This is a genomic window from Ensifer sp. LBL (genome assembly GCF_050435225.1).
GTDB lineage: Bacteria > Pseudomonadota > Alphaproteobacteria > Rhizobiales > Rhizobiaceae > Ensifer.
This window is the reverse complement of the sequence record NZ_JBNDJY010000003.1, coordinates 116,695-130,733: the sequence shown is the minus strand read 5'-3', so window position 1 is coordinate 130,733 and position 14,039 is coordinate 116,695. Positions and strand designations below refer to the sequence as shown.

Sequence of the window (14,039 nt, the reverse complement as noted above, 5' to 3'; positions counted from 1 at the left end):
CACAAAGGTCGCTTTAGCGCTTAGGAGTGCTGCATGTTTTCGGCCTTTGATCGGCACCGATCAAAGCAAACATGCAGGGGGAGGAGAACAACACCCGATGGCAGATCGCATTATCGTCTACTGGCGCGACATTCCGGCCCAGGTCATCATCAAGAAGGGCCGCACGACGGCGAAGCGTGAACTGTCGCTGCGCTTCACCGAGGCGATCGACATGTGCGCGATGCGCACCGGTGCGGCCGAAACCGACGACTACCTCGCCGAATGGCGCAAGGCCGATCCGGTGCCGGTCTCCGACGATCTGGAAACGGAAGCCGATAGCGCCGCCGCCGAGCTCGAAGCCGCCTATGACCGCGAACGTCTGGTGGCGCTCGTCAAGGCCGGAGGCCGCGACAATGGCTGACGCCAAACCCGAGGGCGGACCGAAGATCATGAAGGGCAATGCCGCACCTGCGGCAAAAGCCGCCACCGGCGCGTTTACGCCGTCGGGCGTGTCGCCGAGCCGCCGCTCGCGCCATAAATACACGGTGCGCCTCTGGGCGGTGCGCAACTCTCGCTTTCTCGAATGGTTCTACCACCGCTTCGCCGACCTGTTCCTGCTGCTTCATCCGCTCTGGAACGCCATCGGCTACGGCCGCGTCGAGCGGCCGGTCACCTTCGTCGAGCGCCACGTCAAAGGCTTCCTCTTCGACTGTCGCATGTGCGGCCAGTGCGCGCTGTCGTCGACGGGCATGTCGTGCCCGATGAACTGTCCGAAGCAGCTGCGCAACGGCCCCTGCGGCGGCGTGCGCGCCAACGGCAATTGCGAGGTCGAGCCGGACATGCCCTGCGTCTGGGTGCAAGCCTGGAAGGGTTCGCAGAACATGGAGAAGGGCAACGCCATCATGAACGTGCAGAAGCCGGTCAACCAGTCGCTGCGCGAAACCTCGTCCTGGCTGCGCGTGACGGCGGAAGCAGCAGCGCGCCGCGATGCGGCATCCAAGGAAGGCCAGGCATGAGCCCCGACTACAACCCGCACGATCCCGGCGCGCCGCTCGATCCGCTGCCCGGTCATTCCTCCCGCGGCCGGCTTGAACGGGTCTTGCGTCGCGGCGAGTTCGCCGTCACCGCCGAGCTCAACCCGCCCGACAGCGCCAATCCTCAGGACGTCTACGAGCGCGCCGCGATCTTCGACGGCTGGGTCGACGGCATCAACGCGGTCGACGCGTCAGGCGCGAACTGCCACATGTCCTCGGTCGGCATCTGCGCGCTGCTAACGCGCATGGGTTATGCGCCGATCATGCAGATCGCCTGCCGCGACAAGAACCGCATCGCCATCCAGGGCGACGTGCTCGGCGCCTCTGCCATGGGCGTGCAGAACATCATGTGCCTGACGGGCGACGGCGTGCAGGCCGGCGACCAACCGGGCGCCAAGCCCGTCTTCGACCTCGACTGCATGTCGCTGCTCGAAACCGTGCGCATCATGCGCGACAATTCGAAGTTCCTCTCAGGCCGCAAGCTGACGACCCCGCCGCAGGTGTTTCTGGGCGCCGCCATCAACCCCTTCGCGCCTCCTTATGATTTCCGCCCCTATCGTCTCGCCAAGAAGATCGAGGCCGGCGCGCAATTCGTGCAGAGCCAGTACTGCTTCGACGTGCCGATGTTCCGCGAATACATGAAGAAGGTGCGCGATCTCGGCCTGCACGAGAAATGCTACATCCTCGTCGGCGTCGGGCCGATGGCGTCGGCCAAGACCGCCCGCTGGATCCGCTCCAACGTGCCGGGCATCCATATTCCCGACAGCGTGATTACCCGTCTCGAAGGCGCGCAGGACCAGAAGAAGGAAGGCAAGCAGCTCTGCATCGACATCATCAACGAGGTCAAGGAGATCGAAGGCGTCTCCGGCATCCACGTGATGGCCTACCGCCAGGAAGAATATGTCGCAGAAATCGTGCATGAATCGGGCGTCCTGAAGGGCCGCCAGCCCTGGAAACGCGAGACGCTGCCGGCCGATCAGCTCGTTGCCGAACGTCTGGAGCAGATCCGCGAAGGCAAGGAAGAAAACCAGCAGCAGATGGCCGAGGCGGCAGCCCACCACCCGCACTGAAGAGACAGCAGACAAAACCGGCGCCGGTCTCCGACGCCTATCATCGATCTCCAGGGCGTGATTACATAGCCCACCGCCAGGACAAAGGACCCTTAATGACCCGCACAATCGTCGCCTCCGCCACCCGCGAGATCATCATCGGCTTTGACCAGCCCTTCTGCGTCATCGGCGAACGCATCAACCCGACCGGCCGCAAGAAGCTCGCCGCCGAGATGATCGAGGGCAACTTCGACACCGTTATCAAGGACGCGCTGGAGCAGGTTGCAGCGGGCGCGACCATGCTCGACGTCAACGCAGGGGTCACCGCCGTCAACCCGAACGAGACCGAGCCGCCGCTGCTCGTCAAGACGCTCGAAATCGTCCAGGGCCTCGTCGACGTGCCGCTGTCGATCGACAGTTCGGTGACCGCCGCGATCGAGGCGGCGCTGCGCGTCGCCAAGGGCCGCCCGCTCGTCAACTCCGTCACCGGCGAGGAAGAGAAGCTCGAAGCGATCCTGCCGCTCTGCAAGAAATACGACGTGCCGGTCGTTGCCATCTCCAACGACGAAACCGGCATTTCCGAGGATCCGGACGTGCGCTTTGCCGTTGCCAAGAAGATCGTCGAGCGCGCCGCCGACTTCGGCATCAAGCCGCACGACATCGTCGTCGACCCGCTGGTCATGCCGATCGGCGCCATGGGCACGGCCGGCCAGCAGGTCTTCGCGCTGCTCAGGCGTCTGCGCGAAGAGCTGAAGGTCAACACCACCTGCGGCCTCTCCAACATTTCCTTCGGCCTGCCGCACCGCCACGGCATCAATGCCGGCTTCATCCCCATGGTCATCGGCGCCGGCATGACGTCGGCGATCATGAACCCCTGCCGCCCGCAGGAGATGGAAGCCGTGCGTGCGGCGAACGTCTTGAACGGCACCGACCCGAACTGCACCCACTGGATCAAGACCTACCGCGACCACAAGCCGGCCGAGGGCGGCCATGTGGTTGCTGCCGCGCCGGCGGCCGCCAGCGGCGGTGGACGCCGCGGCGGTCGCGCGGCCCGCACGGGTGGCGCTGCCGCAAGCGAATAGGTTCTTTTTTCAGCATCGAGCTGAACCAAGGAAGGGAGAACGACGTTGAAAGGCAGCGATGCCTCATTGCCGTCCTTCTCCCTTTAGCCGTTGATAAGCCAGCCTTCAGCAACGCTACCGACAGATTTCGAGAATTCATCCGGCAACGCAAACGTGGAGATCATCATGACACGCAGCCTTCGCCTCGATGCCGCCAGCCTCTGGTTTGAAGCGCCCTTCGTGATCGCCGTCCGACTGCAGGAAATGCAGATGGCGGCGCTGACGGGTAAGTCACAGGATGTGACCGAGCTTCAGCGCATGATCTCCGAGAAGATCGCGGCGACCGCCGAAAGCGTCGTTGCCGTCAATGTCGCGCTCTGGAAAGCCGCCTTCGACAACACGATACGGATGATGACCGGCGCCACGGCATCGGGCCATGGAACGGCGATTGCTTCGGCGGCCCTGAGGCCCTATGGCAAGCGGGTGCGCAGCAACGCTCGGCGTCTGCAGCGCAAGAAGCCGTAAGCAATTTCCCCGTCATCGCAACAGCCTCCCGAAATGATGCTTTGAGATCGCTCCATGTCGGGATTGGACAACTATCGGGCCGGGTTCCGGTGCAGTCTGAAACCGTTTACCCGTGCTTCGCTCGCGGGCTGAAACACCAAAGCGGTGCTTCACCCCAGAGAGAGCGGACCTGATGAAAGACTTGAGAGCATGCGCATCGAAGGCACTTCCGAGATCGAGACCAACATGAGCGAAGCCGCGCAAAAGGAACCTCTGGTGCTGTTCATGCCCTCGGGCAAGCGCGGCCGCTTCCCGGTGGGCACACCGGTTCTCGATGCGGCGCGCAAGCTCGGCGTCTATGTCGAGAGCGTGTGCGGCGGCCGCGCCACCTGCGGGCGCTGTCAGATCGAGGTGCAGGAAGGCAACTTCGCCAAGCACAAGATCGTCTCTTCGCTGGAGCACATCTCGGAAAAAGGCGCCAAGGAAGAGCGTTACGAGAAGATCCGCGGCCTGCCGGATGGGCGGCGCCTGTCCTGTTCCGCCCAGATCCTTGGCGATCTCGTCATCGACGTGCCGCAGGATACGGTCATCAACGCCCAGGTGGTGCGCAAGGCCGCGACCGACCGGGTGATCGAGCGCAACGCCGCCGTCCAGCTCTGCTATGTCGAGGTCGATGAGCCCGACATGCACAAGCCGCTCGGCGATCTCGACCGCCTGAAGGTCATGCTGGAGAAGGACTGGGGCTGGAAGGATCTCTTGATCGCGCCGCACCTGATCCCGCAGGTGCAGGGCATCCTGCGCAAGGGCAACTGGGCGGTGACCGCCGCCATCCACCGCGACATGGATAGCTCGCGCCCCTTCATCGTCGGCCTGTGGCCCGGCCTGAAGAACGAGGCCTACGGCGTTGCCTGCGACATCGGCTCGACGACGATCGCCATGCATCTGGTGTCGCTGCTGTCGGGACGCATCGTCGCCTCCTCGGGCACGTCCAACCCGCAGATCCGCTTCGGCGAAGACCTGATGAGCCGCGTCTCCTATGTGATGATGAACCCGGATGGGCGGGAGGCGATGACCAAGGCGGTTCGCGAGGCAATCAACGGCCTGATCGGCAAGGTCTGCGCCCAGGGCGAAGTCGACCGCCACGACATTCTCGACATGGTTTTTGTCGCCAACCCGATCATGCACCACCTGTTCCTCGGCATCGACCCGACGGAACTCGGCCAGGCGCCGTTCGCGCTCGCCGTGTCCGGCGCGCTGCAATACTGGGCGCATGAGATCGATATCGACGTCAACCGCGGCGCGCGTCTCTACATGCTGCCCTGCATCGCCGGCCATGTCGGCGCCGATGCCGCGGGCGCGACCTTGTCTGAAGGCCCCTATCGCCAGGACAAGATGATGCTGCTCGTCGATGTCGGCACCAATGCCGAAATCGTGCTCGGCAACAAAGACCGCGTCGTCGCCGCCTCCTCGCCCACGGGACCTGCCTTCGAAGGTGCGGAAATCTCGTCTGGCCAGCGGGCGGCACCGGGGGCGATCGAGCGCGTGCGCATCGACCCGGCAACGCTGGAGCCACGCTTCCGCGTGATCGGCGTCGAAAAGTGGTCGGACGAGGAAGGCTTTGCCGAGGCTGCAGCCTCTGTCGGCGTCACCGGCATCTGCGGCTCGGCGATCATCGAGATCGTCGCCGAAATGTACCTCTCCGGCATCATCTCCGAGGATGGCGTCGTCGATGGCGCAATGGCGGCAAAAAGCCCGCGCATCATCCCGAACGGTCGCACCTTCTCCTACCTGCTGCATGACGGCGAGCCGCGCATCACCGTGACGCAGAACGACATCCGCGCCATCCAGCTTGCCAAGGCAGCGCTCTATGCGGGCATCAAGCTCTTGATGGAAAAGCAGGGCGTCGACCATGTCGACACCATCCGCTTCGCCGGCGCCTTCGGCTCGTTCATCGACCCGAAATACGCAATGGTCCTGGGCCTCATCCCGGACTGCGACCTCGACGACGTGAAAGCCGTCGGCAACGCCGCCGGCACCGGCGCACTGATGGCGCTGCTTAACCGCGGCCACCGCCGCGAAATCGAGCAAACCGTCAGCAAAATCGAGAAGATAGAGACGGCGCTTGAATCAAAGTTTCAAGAGCATTTCGTCAACGCCATGGCGATGCCCAACAAGGTCGACAACTTCCCCAAGCTCTCGACGGTGGTGACGTTGCCGGAGCGCAAGGTGAGCGCTGATGATGGCGAAGGCGGTGGCAGGCGGCGGCGGAGAAGCCGGGAGTAGGCTCGAGAGGTCGGGACACGCACCGAGTAAAGGTTCCCGATCCACACCCCCCTTAAACTGAAACAGCCCCGTGCAGGTTGCTGCATGGGGCTGCGCTGCGCGCTCTTGGCGTTAGCGGGCGACCAGGCCCTGAACCGGAACACCGTTGAAATTGGCGGTGCACGGTGTGCCTATAGGGTTTGGCGGACCGTAGACCGCACCCCACGGCGTCACACAATAATTGCCCCATGCCAACTGGGGGAAGCGATTGTTCATCGGCGCCGGTTGAAACTGCCCTCCGCCGGCCGGCTGCGCGAAGCCGCCCTGCACGCTCGGAACGGCATTCTCCAATGGATTGCCAAGACCCTGGTGAACCTGATCGAGGCCATTTGCAGTGTCCTGATTGATGACGCCCGCCTGGCACAGAACGTCAGCCAGAAAACCTGGTGAACAGTTAGCGGAAGCTTCGCTTCCAAGAAGAGAACACGCAGCTACCATAGAGACCATAATCTTGTTCATGATTTTTCTCCCTAGATCGCAAATAGTGTTGGCAACTTTTTTTACTTATCCTCGACCGCCACTACAAAGCGGATGAACAGATTTGGTCTGTTCATGAGTTACAACATATACCCGCAAGAAGAATTTAGACGTTACTAATGGAACACGGAGAAAATTTATCGGACGCGAACGCGCGTTGCGTAGACGGAACGTCGCGACAAAGGATACCTGATCGCCGATCAGAAAATTCACAAGCAGTGGCTGGATCGCATGCAATTGGCCGGCCTAGCGCCACCCTGCCCTCACCAGACGTGGACACTCGATATTTGAGCTTGCCTTAATTCCGACGGCGGGCGACGGTCTGATGAAACCTATTCCTTGAACTGGCATCCAAAACCTATGAACGACAAGATTCTCGACACTCTCACCGGCATGTACTTCACCGTCGACGATCCCGATGGCACCTATGGCACCGGCCAGATCATCCGGCTTGCTGCCGAAGGCATCTACTTCATCCGCTACGACGGCAACGAGGTGGAACTGCCGATGGAACTCGTCTCGATCGGCGAGATGCTGCAGACCACCGAAGAAGACTACAAGCTCTGGCGGTTCTTCGACACGACGGAGGAACGCGACAAGTGGATCGAATGGCTGGACGCGCCGTCGAAGCCCCGCGTCGTTTCGCTGGTGCGGCCGACGCCTGCTCCGACGAAATAGGCCATCGTCGCAAGGCACCGGAGCGGCTTTGCCGCTGTATTTGACTTGGCGCTGCGGTTGCAGCGCCTTCCTCACCGCCCGCTCGAGGCAGACTTTTCCATTAGCCGTTCCATGAACCGGCCATAGTCGATGATGGTACGCTGGTGGGTGCCTTCACCGATGAGGCCGGCTTCGTCGCGGCAGGTTGCCTTGAACGACAGCACTCGTCCTGAAATCTCGACAAGCTCGATTTCGGCCGTGACTGCCATGCCGACCGGTGTGGCTGCCACGTGCGAAACATTGACGGATGTGCCGACGGTTCGCTGGTGCGGGCCGAGATAGGGGCGCAAGGCCCGCACGCAGGTCTCCTCGATGAAGGCGACCATCATGGCCGTTGCAAACACCGGCGGCATGTCGCGAAAGCCCGGCCATGTGTCATCGATTTCCGGCACCGTGTGCAGCGGCGCCACCACCAGGGTTTCGGCACGCCGCAAACCGGTGGTGAGCACCGGAGGCTGGTGGAGCTCAGTCATATCCGCCCCAATCGCATCTTGATCGGCCACGACACGGGGCGCTTCTTCGTCGGATCGCCCCATATATCCGAGAGGTCGCGAACGAAGGTGTCGAGAATGTCGTCGCGCCCGGCCTCGTTGTACGCTCCCCGACCGAAGTGGCCTAACCCATTTGGATCATGGCGAAATCGGCGAATGATCCGATAGGCCTAGACGGTCGTTCACCGTCCTTTGTGTTATGCTTTGTGGGAGGGAGTAGATCCATGGCACCCACACGATCCGATATTTCCGAACGCGTGAAGGCGATCCTCGTCGAGTTGCTCGGCGTCAAGGCGTCCGAAGTGACCGACGATGCCGAGATCGAAGACGATCTGGGCGCCGACTCGCTCGAAGTGTCTCAATTGGCAATGTTGGTGGAGGAGGAGTTCGAGATCTACCTGACCGACGACTCGGCCGAAAAGCTCATCACAGTCGGCGACCTGGTCGACTTCGTGCTGGCGTCGAAAACGCTGAAGTGATCATCCGGCAATAAAAAAGGCCGGGGCGAAACCGCACCGACCTTCCTCATCATCGCTCTTACACCAGTGCCAGTACATCCGTGGTCAAAAGTCTAAAGCGACGCGACAGTTGCGAGCGGCGAACACATTCAGCGCTCATAAGCAAACGTCGACGGATGGGCTTGTACGCAACGATTGTGTCCGAAAGATGACCGCACGCGCTGCGCGTTGCTATAAATAAATCAGCCCAGCCAAGCCGCCTCGCAAGCACACGACCACCGGACACTCCAAACACCAAAAGCGCCGCGCGTTTGCAGAACACGCGGCGCTTCGGTTGAGGGGGCGAACCGACCCGGCTTATTGCGGCGTCAGGTCGAATCCGAACCACTTCTCCGACAGCCGCTTGATGGTGCCGTCGGCCTTGGCGGCGGCAATGGCATCGTCGAACAGCGCCTTCAGTTCCGGGTCGGTCTTGCGCAAGCCGACGGAGCTGCCGGCGCCGAGGAATCCGCCCTGGAAGCGGGGGCCGGTGATGACCATGTCGCTGTTGGCGGGCTTTTCGACAGTCGTCTTCAGGTAGCCCATGGACGCCATGACGAAATCGACGCGGCCGGCGACGAGATCGAGATCGTGCTGCTCGGTCGTCTTGTACTCGCGCACCTCGACGACGTCCTTCAGATATTCGTCGATGAAGCGCGCCGCGATCGAGGCGGTCTGGACGCCAATGGTCTTGCCTTCGATCAGCGGCTTCAGCTCGTCCACCGCCTTGCGCGCGCCCGCCTCGTTGGAGGCGAGCGAGAAGAGTTCACCCTTCATCGGCAGGGTTTCGAGGTCGCCACCCTTCAGCGTCGCGAAGGCCTGGCCGGTGCTGCCATAGGAAATCGAGAAGTCGATGACTTCCTTGCGCTTCTCGGTGGCCGACATGCCGGCCATGATCGCGTCGAACTTGCCGGCGTTGAGCGCCGGGATCATGCCATCGAAGGATTGCGCGATGACGGTGCACTCGACCTTCATGTGGTCGCAGAGGATCTTGCTGAGCTCGATCTCGTAGCCGTCGAGCGTGCCGTCTGCCTTGGTCAGGTTATAGGGCGGAAAGGCGCCTTCGGTGGCGATGGTCACCTTCGTCCACTTCTTGTCTTCGGCCTGCGCCGGCATGGACATCAGCCCCGCGGCAACGGCAAGCGCCGATGCCATGATTGCGGTGGTCTTTTTCATTGCAGCATTCCCCTTTTGTGGATGTTGGTTGCTTTGTTTTTCGGCCCGCCGATCACGGCCGGCTTCAACTCTTGATGAACTGGCGGAAGCGCTCCGACTTCGAATGGGTGAAGACCTCGTGCGGCGGCCCCTCCTCCTCGATCGTGCCCTTGTGCACGAAAACGACGCGGCTGGAGACGTCGCGGGCAAAGCCCATCTCGTGGGTGACGACCAGCATGGTGCGCCCCTCCTCCGCCAAGCCGCGCATGACGCGCAGCACTTCGCCGACGAGCTCCGGGTCGAGCGCCGAGGTCGGCTCGTCGAAGAGCATCGCCTTCGGGCGCATGGCCAGCGCGCGGGCGATTGCGGCGCGCTGCTGCTGGCCGCCGGAGAGATGCGAGGGATAGTGGTTGCGCTTGTCGGCAATGCCGACCTTGGCAAGCAGGGCTTCGGCCTCCTCAATCGCTTCCGCCCGCGGGCGCTTCAGCACATGCACCGGCGCTTCGATGACGTTTTCGAGCACGGTCTTGTGGGACCAGAGATTGAAGCTCTGGAACACCATGCCGAGTTCCGAGCGGATGCGGTCCACCTGCTTCTGGTCGGCCGGGCGGCTGCGCCCGTCGCTCGACGTCTTCAGCCGGATCGCCTCGCCGGCGACCTCGATCGTGCCGGAATTCGGCACCTCCAGCATGTTGATGCAGCGAAGCAGCGTCGACTTGCCCGAGCCGGAGGAGCCGAGGATGGAGATCACCTCACCCTCGCGCGCGTCGAGCGACACGCCCTTCAGCACCTCGACCGGGCCGAAACTCTTGTGAAGGTCGTGCACGCGGATCGCGACCGGCGTGGTAACGGCGGCGGACATGTTCAATGGGTTTCTCCCTTGAGTTCGGCGGCGATCGGCAGCGGCGCGCGCAGTTGCGGGTTGAACCGGTGTTCGGCCAACGCAACGAGCCGGGTCAGCGCGAAGTTGATGGCGAGATAGATGAGACCGGCGACGACGAAGACCTCGATCACCCGGTAGCTCTCCGAAATCAGCTTGGCGGCGACGCCGGTGATTTCCATCAGCGTGATGATCGAGGCGAGCGAGGTCGCCTTCACCATGGAGATCATCTCGTTGCCATAGCCCGGCAGTGCCTGGCGCAGCGCCTGCGGCATGACGATGCGGCGGAAGATCATCAGTCGACCCATGCCGCAGGCCCTTGCCGCCTCGACCTGGCCATGCGGCACCGAGAGCAGCCCGCCGCGGATGATTTCGCTGGCATAGGCGGCCGTGTTCAGCATCAGTGCCAGCACCGCACACCAGTAGGGCTCGCGCAGAAGCGGCCAGAAGATGCTGTGACGCACCGCCGGAAACTGGCTGAGGCCGTAATAGATCAGGAAGATCTGCACGAGCAGCGGTGTGCCGCGGAACAGGAACACATAAATGCGGGCAAAGAGATCGAGCGCGAGGATGCCCGACAGACGCGCGAGCGCCAGCCCGAGTGCCAGCACCGAACCGAGCGCGATCGACGTTGCGGCCAGCTCCAGCGTCAGAGGCAGGGCTGCCGCCAGGCTCCAGAAGGTTTCGAGGGCAAATTTGATATCCATCAGCCCCTCCTGACGCCGCGCGAGAACCGACGCTCGGTGACCTGAAGGATGAGGCCCGAGACGGTGGAAATCGCGAGATAGATCATCGCTGCGATGAAGAAGAAGTCGAAGGGCCGGCTGGTCGATCCGGCGCCGATCTGCGCCTGGCGCAAGAGTTCGACGACGCCGGTGACCGAGACCAGTGCGGATTCCTTCAACACCACCTGCCAGACGTTGCCGAGGCCCGGCAGCGCATAACGCAGCGTCAATGGCGCGGTGATGCGGCGGAACTTGAGGAGCCGGCCCATGCCGCAGGCGGTTGCCGCCTCCAACTCGCCCGGATGCACGGCGCGGAAGGCGCCGCGATAGACCTCGGTCTGCTGGGCGCCTGAGGTGATGCCGACCGCAAGGGCACCGGCGATGAAACCGGGAAAGCTGACGAAACCCTCCGCACCGAACAATTGGCCGACGGCCGTCACCACGGCGCTGCCGCCGAAATAGAAGAGATAGATAACCAGGAGGTCGGGAATGCCGCGAAGGACAGTCGTGTAGGCCTCGGCGCAGCCACGGACGACCGGCCCGCCGGAGATCTTCGCCCAGGCGCCGAAGGTGCCGATGAAGCCGCCGATCGCAAAGCCGGCGACGGCGATCAGGATCGTCATCCAGGCGCCAGCGGCAAGCGCCGGCCCCCAGCCGTCCGGCCCGACGCTGATAATGTCAAGGAAACCGGGCTCAGTCATCGCAGCGCCTCCCTTCGCTTATCGATCGATGACTTAACCATGGCTCACCCCGGGGATCGGCAGTTTCACGTCGCCGACCCCGGGGATCGGCGGATCGACATCGTCAGGAATGGGATTGACGAAGGGCGTGCCCTCGAGCCGTGCCGCATGGTCGGCCTTGGCAGCGGCAATGAGCGTGGGATCGAGGATCAGTTCGACCGCGGTGCTCGCCATCACCTTGGCCGCGTGTTCCATGCCCTTGTGCGCCGCCGGCAATTTGCCTTGCGCAACCAGCTGCCAGGAATGGCCCGGCGTACCGATGGCATAGGTCGCGCCGCGCATCTGCACGGTCGGCACCACCCAGCTGACGGTTCCGACATCGGTGGAGCCGACGAGCGTGCCGGCGCCGTTTTCCGGCGGAAAGATCGTATCGCAAAGGGCAACGCCCCGGCGCAGCTTGAGCCCGAAACGCTCGAAGGCAGAGGCGATATCCTCGCCGGTAAAGGTCTCCTGGAACTTGGCCGCCATCCGCCGGTCATCCTCGTCGAACTGAGGCGGTCCCAGATGCTCGAGCTGGCGATGCATCAGCGATTCGAGCGGCGTGTTGCCGACGAGGTTGGCGTCGCCGCTGACGATCTCGTCCGTGACGGTCGTGCCGGTCATCATCGCCGCGCCCTTGGCGACGCTGCGGACGCGTTCCACGAGATCGAGCAGTTCCGGCAAGCTGCGGGCGCGCACGAGATAGCGCGCCTTGGCGCGGGCCTGCACCACGTTCGGCGCGTTGCCGCCCGTATCGGTTACCGCATAGTGGATGCGCGCCGACGATGGCATGTGTTCGCGCAGATAGTTGACGCCGACATTCATCAGTTCAAGCGCATCGAGCGCGCTGCGGCCAAGATGGGGGGCCGCCGATGCATGCGACGCCCGGCCGCTGAAGCGGAAGTCGAGCTCGTTACAGGCAAGCGAGATCGGATTGTTGACGCCGGCAAAGGGTGCCGGATGCCAGGAGATCGCGATATCGACATCGTCGAACACGCCGGCGCGCACCATGAAGCCCTTGGACGAGCCGCCCTCTTCCGCCGGACAGCCGTAATAGCGCACCCGCCCCTTGATGCCTTCGGCGGCGAGATAATCCTTGACGGCGGTCGCCGCCATCATCGCGCCGGCGCCAAGCAGGTTGTGGCCGCAGCCATGACCGTTACCGCCGTCGACCAGAGGCCGCTCTTCGGCAATGCCTGCTTCCTGGCTGAGTCCCGGCAGCGCATCGAACTCGCCGAGGATGGCGATAACAGGTCCACCCTCGCCCGCCTCGCCCATGACAGCCGTCGGCATGCCGGCGATGCCGCGCGACACGCGGAAACCTTCGGCCTCCAGCAACGCGGCGTGTTCGGCCGACGAGGAAAACTCCTCGTAATTGGTCTCCGGCGTATCCCAGACCCGGTCGCTGAGCACGAAAAACCGGTCGCGCTTGGCTTCGAGCAGGTCCCAGACGTCACAGGCATTTTTCATCGTTTCTTGACTTCCGCAACAATAGTAACCAGAATTGGCGCCAATTTATGATAACATTTTTGGATACACAAGAGGGTCCTGAAACATTTCGCGCAATGTGCACAACGGCGAGAGCCAGGCCCGCAACGCCGCTCTCGCGCATTGAATTGTTCGGGACGGCATCATAGTTTCTCCAAAAATGGAGCCAATTCCGCCGCAGCAGGCAGCCTGGGACATGCACCAGAACCATGCGCCGGAAGCCGGCGACAGGCGGAAAAGAGAGTGTAAGGCAGGTATGAGCGACGATCTGACGGAAATGCTGGCGCGCGAGGAGAAGCCCGAGGACAAGAGGGACGTTACCGACCTCCTGCTGCACGACATTCTGACAGGAACCCTTCCGGCCGGCGCCTGGCTGAAGCAGATCGACCTGGAGCGCCGCTACGACTGCACGCGGCCGGAGGTGCGCCGGGCGCTCGACCGGCTGTCGCAGCGCCGGCTGGTGCAGCACAACCCCAACCGCGGCTACCAGGTCTACGAACTCGACGACCAGCGCACGCAGGAAATCAGCGACATCCGCGTGATTCTCGAAACCGGGGTCGCCGACCGCATGGTCGCCAATGCAACGCCCGCCACCATCGCCGAATTGCGGCAACTCGCCCGGCAGTTCGACGAGATGTCGTTTCGCGGCTCCATCATGGAACACTACGACGCCAACCTCGCCTTCCACCGCGCGCTTCTCACGCTCGCCGGCAATTCCGAACTCGTCGACGTCGTCGCCGAAATCCGCCAGCGCACCGTATCGGCCCCGGTGTCGCAATGGCGCACCCGCGCCCGCATCGAGCAATCGGCCCGCGAGCACCACTTGATGGTCGACGCGCTGGAAGCCCGGGACCTGCCCGAACTGAAACGGCTGATCGAGATCCATATCCGCCAGGCGCCGGTGAAGGCATGATCGATTGACCTCCGGCACTTCGCCGACC

At 63.1% G+C, this 14,039-nt stretch carries 16 protein-coding genes; 9 read left to right on the top strand and 7 right to left on the bottom strand.

All coding sequences use genetic code 11. The features are described from left to right. Nucleotides 1-97 precede the first annotated feature (97 nt). From OKW20_RS12315 to OKW20_RS12290, 6 genes are all read left to right on the top strand, one after another. Nucleotides 98-400, top strand: a complete 303-nt coding sequence (locus tag OKW20_RS12315) for a virulence factor (RefSeq protein ID WP_113539304.1) — start codon at nucleotides 98-100, stop codon at nucleotides 398-400. After that, nucleotides 393-995, top strand: coding sequence for a methylenetetrahydrofolate reductase C-terminal domain-containing protein (locus tag OKW20_RS12310; protein WP_043623771.1), 603 nt, complete (start codon nucleotides 393-395; stop codon nucleotides 993-995). The genes OKW20_RS12315 and OKW20_RS12310 overlap by 8 nt, the downstream gene beginning before the upstream one ends. Then, nucleotides 992-2,083 carry a methylenetetrahydrofolate reductase gene (locus OKW20_RS12305; RefSeq protein WP_043623773.1) on the top strand — a complete coding sequence of 364 codons (1,092 nt, stop codon included), beginning with the start codon at nucleotides 992-994 and terminating at the stop codon, nucleotides 2,081-2,083. Before OKW20_RS12310 ends, OKW20_RS12305 begins: the two co-directional genes overlap by 4 nt. A gap of 95 nt (nucleotides 2,084-2,178) precedes the next feature. After that, nucleotides 2,179-3,144 (top strand): methyltetrahydrofolate cobalamin methyltransferase, encoded by a 966-nt coding sequence (locus OKW20_RS12300; RefSeq protein WP_192446417.1) that lies wholly within the window; start codon nucleotides 2,179-2,181, stop codon nucleotides 3,142-3,144. Nucleotides 3,145-3,309: 165 nt separating this feature from the next. Beyond that, nucleotides 3,310-3,648 (top strand): hypothetical protein, encoded by a 339-nt coding sequence (locus OKW20_RS12295; protein ID WP_043619775.1) that lies wholly within the window; start codon nucleotides 3,310-3,312, stop codon nucleotides 3,646-3,648. A 189-nt stretch (nucleotides 3,649-3,837) separates the two neighbouring features. Then, nucleotides 3,838-5,910 carry an ASKHA domain-containing protein gene (locus OKW20_RS12290; protein ID WP_429172520.1) on the top strand — a complete coding sequence of 691 codons (2,073 nt, stop codon included), beginning with the start codon at nucleotides 3,838-3,840 and terminating at the stop codon, nucleotides 5,908-5,910. 111 nt (nucleotides 5,911-6,021) lie between these two features. On the opposite strand, the gene OKW20_RS12285 is transcribed toward OKW20_RS12290, so the two are convergent. Next, nucleotides 6,022-6,408 carry a hypothetical protein gene (locus OKW20_RS12285; RefSeq protein ID WP_429172517.1) on the bottom strand — a complete coding sequence of 129 codons (387 nt, stop codon included), beginning with the start codon at nucleotides 6,406-6,408 and terminating at the stop codon, nucleotides 6,022-6,024. Between the two features lie 378 nt (nucleotides 6,409-6,786). Between OKW20_RS12285 and OKW20_RS12280 the strand changes: the two genes are divergently transcribed. Then, a complete protein-coding gene (locus OKW20_RS12280; protein WP_034788160.1) occupies nucleotides 6,787-7,104 on the top strand; it encodes a hypothetical protein in 318 nt (105 codons plus the stop codon). A 71-nt stretch (nucleotides 7,105-7,175) separates the two neighbouring features. Here the strand turns inward: OKW20_RS12280 and OKW20_RS12275 are convergent, their stop codons facing one another. Then, nucleotides 7,176-7,616 carry a thioesterase family protein gene (locus OKW20_RS12275; RefSeq protein WP_043619773.1) on the bottom strand — a complete coding sequence of 147 codons (441 nt, stop codon included), beginning with the start codon at nucleotides 7,614-7,616 and terminating at the stop codon, nucleotides 7,176-7,178. A gap of 242 nt (nucleotides 7,617-7,858) precedes the next feature. Between OKW20_RS12275 and acpP the strand changes: the two genes are divergently transcribed. Continuing rightward, nucleotides 7,859-8,113, top strand: a complete 255-nt coding sequence (gene acpP / locus OKW20_RS12270) for an acyl carrier protein (protein WP_043619769.1) — start codon at nucleotides 7,859-7,861, stop codon at nucleotides 8,111-8,113. 336 nt (nucleotides 8,114-8,449) lie between these two features. Here acpP and OKW20_RS12265 read toward each other — a convergent pair whose 3' ends face one another. The 5 genes from OKW20_RS12265 to OKW20_RS12245 all read right to left on the bottom strand — a co-directional run bounded on the left by OKW20_RS12265 (nucleotide 8,450) and on the right by OKW20_RS12245 (nucleotide 13,080). Further along, nucleotides 8,450-9,307: a transporter substrate-binding domain-containing protein gene (locus OKW20_RS12265; protein ID WP_429172515.1), complete on the bottom strand. Its 858-nt coding sequence runs from the start codon at nucleotides 9,305-9,307 to the stop codon at nucleotides 8,450-8,452. 64 nt (nucleotides 9,308-9,371) lie between these two features. Then, complete coding sequence (locus OKW20_RS12260; protein WP_429173429.1) at nucleotides 9,372-10,148, bottom strand: ABC transporter ATP-binding protein; 777 nt, start codon at nucleotides 10,146-10,148, stop codon at nucleotides 9,372-9,374. 2 nt (nucleotides 10,149-10,150) lie between these two features. Then, nucleotides 10,151-10,873, bottom strand: coding sequence for an ABC transporter permease (locus tag OKW20_RS12255; RefSeq protein WP_429172513.1), 723 nt, complete (start codon nucleotides 10,871-10,873; stop codon nucleotides 10,151-10,153). Then, a complete protein-coding gene (locus tag OKW20_RS12250) occupies nucleotides 10,873-11,592 on the bottom strand; it encodes an ABC transporter permease (RefSeq protein ID WP_429172510.1) in 720 nt (239 codons plus the stop codon). The genes OKW20_RS12255 and OKW20_RS12250 overlap by 1 nt, the downstream gene beginning before the upstream one ends. Nucleotides 11,593-11,625: 33 nt before the next feature. Further along, a complete protein-coding gene (locus OKW20_RS12245) occupies nucleotides 11,626-13,080 on the bottom strand; it encodes a M20 family metallopeptidase (protein ID WP_429172508.1) in 1,455 nt (484 codons plus the stop codon). 274 nt (nucleotides 13,081-13,354) lie between these two features. Between OKW20_RS12245 and OKW20_RS12240 the strand changes: the two genes are divergently transcribed. After that, a complete protein-coding gene (locus tag OKW20_RS12240) occupies nucleotides 13,355-14,011 on the top strand; it encodes a GntR family transcriptional regulator (protein WP_429172505.1) in 657 nt (218 codons plus the stop codon). Nucleotides 14,012-14,039 lie beyond the last annotated feature (28 nt).

Coding starts and splice junctions, on each gene's coding strand:
- OKW20_RS12315 (WP_113539304.1), top strand. CDS start 98: ATGGCAGATCGCATTATCGTCTACTGGCGCGACATTCCGGCCCAGGTC.
- acpP (WP_043619769.1), top strand. CDS start 7,859: ATGGCACCCACACGATCCGATATTTCCGAACGCGTGAAGGCGATCCTC.
- OKW20_RS12255 (WP_429172513.1), bottom strand. CDS start 10,873: ATGGATATCAAATTTGCCCTCGAAACCTTCTGGAGCCTGGCGGCAGCC.
- OKW20_RS12305 (WP_043623773.1), top strand. CDS start 992: ATGAGCCCCGACTACAACCCGCACGATCCCGGCGCGCCGCTCGATCCG.
- OKW20_RS12300 (WP_192446417.1), top strand. CDS start 2,179: ATGACCCGCACAATCGTCGCCTCCGCCACCCGCGAGATCATCATCGGC.
- OKW20_RS12280 (WP_034788160.1), top strand. CDS start 6,787: ATGAACGACAAGATTCTCGACACTCTCACCGGCATGTACTTCACCGTC.
- OKW20_RS12285 (WP_429172517.1), bottom strand. CDS start 6,408: ATGAACAAGATTATGGTCTCTATGGTAGCTGCGTGTTCTCTTCTTGGA.
- OKW20_RS12245 (WP_429172508.1), bottom strand. CDS start 13,080: ATGAAAAATGCCTGTGACGTCTGGGACCTGCTCGAAGCCAAGCGCGAC.
- OKW20_RS12240 (WP_429172505.1), top strand. CDS start 13,355: ATGAGCGACGATCTGACGGAAATGCTGGCGCGCGAGGAGAAGCCCGAG.
- OKW20_RS12265 (WP_429172515.1), bottom strand. CDS start 9,307: ATGAAAAAGACCACCGCAATCATGGCATCGGCGCTTGCCGTTGCCGCG.
- OKW20_RS12250 (WP_429172510.1), bottom strand. CDS start 11,592: ATGACTGAGCCCGGTTTCCTTGACATTATCAGCGTCGGGCCGGACGGC.
- OKW20_RS12290 (WP_429172520.1), top strand. CDS start 3,838: ATGCGCATCGAAGGCACTTCCGAGATCGAGACCAACATGAGCGAAGCC.
- OKW20_RS12310 (WP_043623771.1), top strand. CDS start 393: ATGGCTGACGCCAAACCCGAGGGCGGACCGAAGATCATGAAGGGCAAT.
- OKW20_RS12260 (WP_429173429.1), bottom strand. CDS start 10,148: ATGTCCGCCGCCGTTACCACGCCGGTCGCGATCCGCGTGCACGACCTT.
- OKW20_RS12275 (WP_043619773.1), bottom strand. CDS start 7,616: ATGACTGAGCTCCACCAGCCTCCGGTGCTCACCACCGGTTTGCGGCGT.
- OKW20_RS12295 (WP_043619775.1), top strand. CDS start 3,310: ATGACACGCAGCCTTCGCCTCGATGCCGCCAGCCTCTGGTTTGAAGCG.